This window comes from Halobacillus sp. BBL2006 (genome assembly GCF_000786645.1).
GTDB lineage: Bacteria > Bacillota > Bacilli > Bacillales > Halobacillaceae > Halobacillus.
In genome coordinates this window covers 1-2,728 of record NZ_JRNX01000509.1, presented here as the reverse complement: position 1 = coordinate 2,728, position 2,728 = coordinate 1, and the positions used below count along the sequence as shown (strand labels likewise).

Here is a 2,728-nt window from a genome sequence, read left to right as displayed (position 1 = left end):
GGAGGAGGAGGGATTCGAACCCCCGCGGGGCGTTAACCCCCTGGCGGTTTTCAAGACCGCTCCCTTCAGCCAAACTTGGGTACTCCTCCGTGTGACCGACAATGAATATAATACCATGGTAATTTTAATCCGTCAATTATTTCAGGAGATTTTTTTAAAAATTATTTCCTCTATCGACATTTCTTCCATTACCACTTGGTTATTATACTAATGCGCTATTCTGAAGTCAATCTCTAACCTTAGATGACTCATTTATCTTAGTTTACGTTGATCCATTTTCACTGCTTGAAAGACCGTTCAAGCCTATAGAAAAAGGGAACCACCACCGGGTTCCCTTTTCATCTTATTGAATGACTTCTTTTCCACCCATGTAAGGGCGAAGGGCTTCTGGTACGACAACAGAACCATCTGCTTGCTGATAATTTTCCAAGATAGCAGCGACCGTACGTCCGATGGCTAATCCAGATCCATTTAGGGTATGCACGAATTCCGGTTTCCCTTTTTCTTCTCGACGGAAACGGATACCGGCACGACGAGCCTGGAAATCCTCGAAGTTAGAGCAAGAGCTGATCTCGCGGTACGTCTCCTGGCTCGGAATCCATACTTCGATATCGTACTTTTTCGCAGCAGTAAAACCAAGATCTCCTGTGCACATGCTCATCACACGATAAGGTAGTTTCAATAGTTGGAGTACCTTTTCTGCGTGTCCTGTCAGCTCTTCAAGTACATCATAAGATTCCTCGGGTTTCGCGAGTTGCACGAGCTCGACTTTGTTGAACTGGTGCTGACGGATGAGTCCACGAGTATCACGGCCAGCAGATCCCGCTTCAGAGCGGAAATTCGTGCTGAAGGCTACAAATTTCTGCGGCAAGTCCTCAGCAGATAAAATCTCTTCACGGTGGAAGTTGGTAACAGGAACTTCAGCTGTTGGTACTAAGAAATAGTCCCATCCTTCGATTTTGAACGCATCCTCTTCGAACTTCGGAAGCTGTCCTGTACCTGTCATGGATGTACGGTTCACCATTTGCGGTGTCAGCATCTCTTCATAGCCATGTTCATCCGCATGCAGGTCCATCATGAAGTTAAGTAAGGCGCGCTCTAAACGGGCACCTAAGCCTTTATAGAAGACAAAACGACTGCCTGTGACCTTTGAAGCTCTCTCGAAATCCAATATCCCTAAGTCGGTGGCTACATCCCAGTGTGCTTTTGTCTCAAAGTCAAAATCAGGGGCTTCTCCCCATTTTCTTGCTTCGATATTATCGTCTTCATCTTCTCCTACCGGAACACTTTCATGCGGAATATTAGGAATAGATAAAAGCATGGTTTCAAGCTTTTCTTCTACTTCCTTCAGTTCTGTATCCAGTGTCTTAATACGATCTCCGACTTCACGCATTTCCTTGATCTTATCATCTGCATCTTCTTTTGCTTTTTTCAGTTGAGAAATTTCTTTAGAAACTTCATTACGACGAGCTTTAAGTTCTTCAGTTTCCTGAATCAATTCACGGCGGCGAACGTCCAAATCACCAAAGGCATCAAGGTCTGAGAGATCTTCTCCGCGATTTTTCAATTTTTCTTTCACTTCATCAAAGTTTTGACGCAAGTATTTCATATCTAACATGGCAAATCCTCCTTTTATTTTGTATAAAATAAAAAGCCCCCGTCCCTTATGAAAAGGGACGAGAGCTTTAGTTTTATGCTTCCCGCGATACCACCCAGATTGAAGATCGACATACCGATCTTCCGGCTTATCTCATAACGGTGAGGGCCGTTCCAACTTACTTAATGTTCAGTTGGACACTCAAGGATGGATTCACGTAACTCTTTTATCAGTTTTCACCGGCCACTGACTCTCTTAGAAAAGAATTTTACGCTACTAGTTCCTATCATCGCGTTCTTTATTAGCTATTGTGTTACATAAGATTAGCTGAAATACAGTTATAATGCAAGTGTTTTTTTGGATTCTTCTACCATCTGGACAAAATGAGCCGTCAAACGATGGTCATCTGTCAATTCAGGATGGAAAGAACAAGCCAAATATTGATCCTGCTGAGCAGCAACGATATGCCCATCATACGTAGCCAGAACTTTTGTATCTTCTCCGACACCCTCAATATAAGGGGCTCGAATAAAGACAGCATTATATCCTTCTGCTACGCCTTCAATATCAAGGTCTGCTTCAAAGCTTTCTCGCTGACGACCGAAGGCATTTCGACGAACCTTAATGTCCATCACACCGAGGTGCACATCATAGGAACCATCGATTTCAGATGCAAGAAGAATTAGTCCAGCACACGTACCGAAGATCGGTTTGCCTTGCTTTCCGAACTGACGGATCGGCTCAAGAAATTCATATTTATCAATCAGGCGACGAATGGTTGTGCTTTCGCCTCCAGGAATGATTAGACCATCAATTTCTTCAAGTTGCTCTTTCCTTTTCACTACAACAGCTTCTGCTCCTGTAGCTTCAACAGAACGAACATGCTCACGAAATGCTCCTTGAAGTCCTAATACACCGATTGTCGTCATGATGCATGTCTCCTTTTCTCAAACAGTGAAAATAACTTAGTGAGAAGGGACTAAGTCGCCTCCACACTTGGGCCCTCACGACGAGGGTCAGTTCGACGTTGCAACAGGACGTTGCGTTCTTAGTCGAACTTCATTTGTTATCCGGTTGCGGCTCCTAGCGACTAGCGAGACTTCCCTCGCTTCTGTACGATAAGTCAACATC

The 2,728-nt window shown here is 44.1% G+C and carries 2 protein-coding genes, 1 tRNA gene and 1 other annotated feature; all 3 genes read right to left on the bottom strand.

The annotated features are described in order from the left end of the window. A tRNA-Ser gene (locus LD39_RS14955) sits at positions 1 to 89 on the bottom strand. A 254-nt stretch (positions 90 to 343) separates the two neighbouring features. After that, positions 344 to 1,618, bottom strand: a complete 1,275-nt coding sequence (serS, locus tag LD39_RS14950; protein WP_035548855.1) for a serine--tRNA ligase — start codon at positions 1,616 to 1,618, stop codon at positions 344 to 346. A gap of 51 nt (positions 1,619 to 1,669) precedes the next feature. Next, positions 1,670 to 1,896 (bottom strand) — a binding site (T-box leader). 39 nt (positions 1,897 to 1,935) lie between these two features. After that, positions 1,936 to 2,526, bottom strand: coding sequence for a pyridoxal 5'-phosphate synthase glutaminase subunit PdxT (gene pdxT / locus LD39_RS14945; RefSeq protein ID WP_035548851.1), 591 nt, complete (start codon positions 2,524 to 2,526; stop codon positions 1,936 to 1,938). Between the last annotated feature and the right edge of the window lie 202 nt (positions 2,527 to 2,728).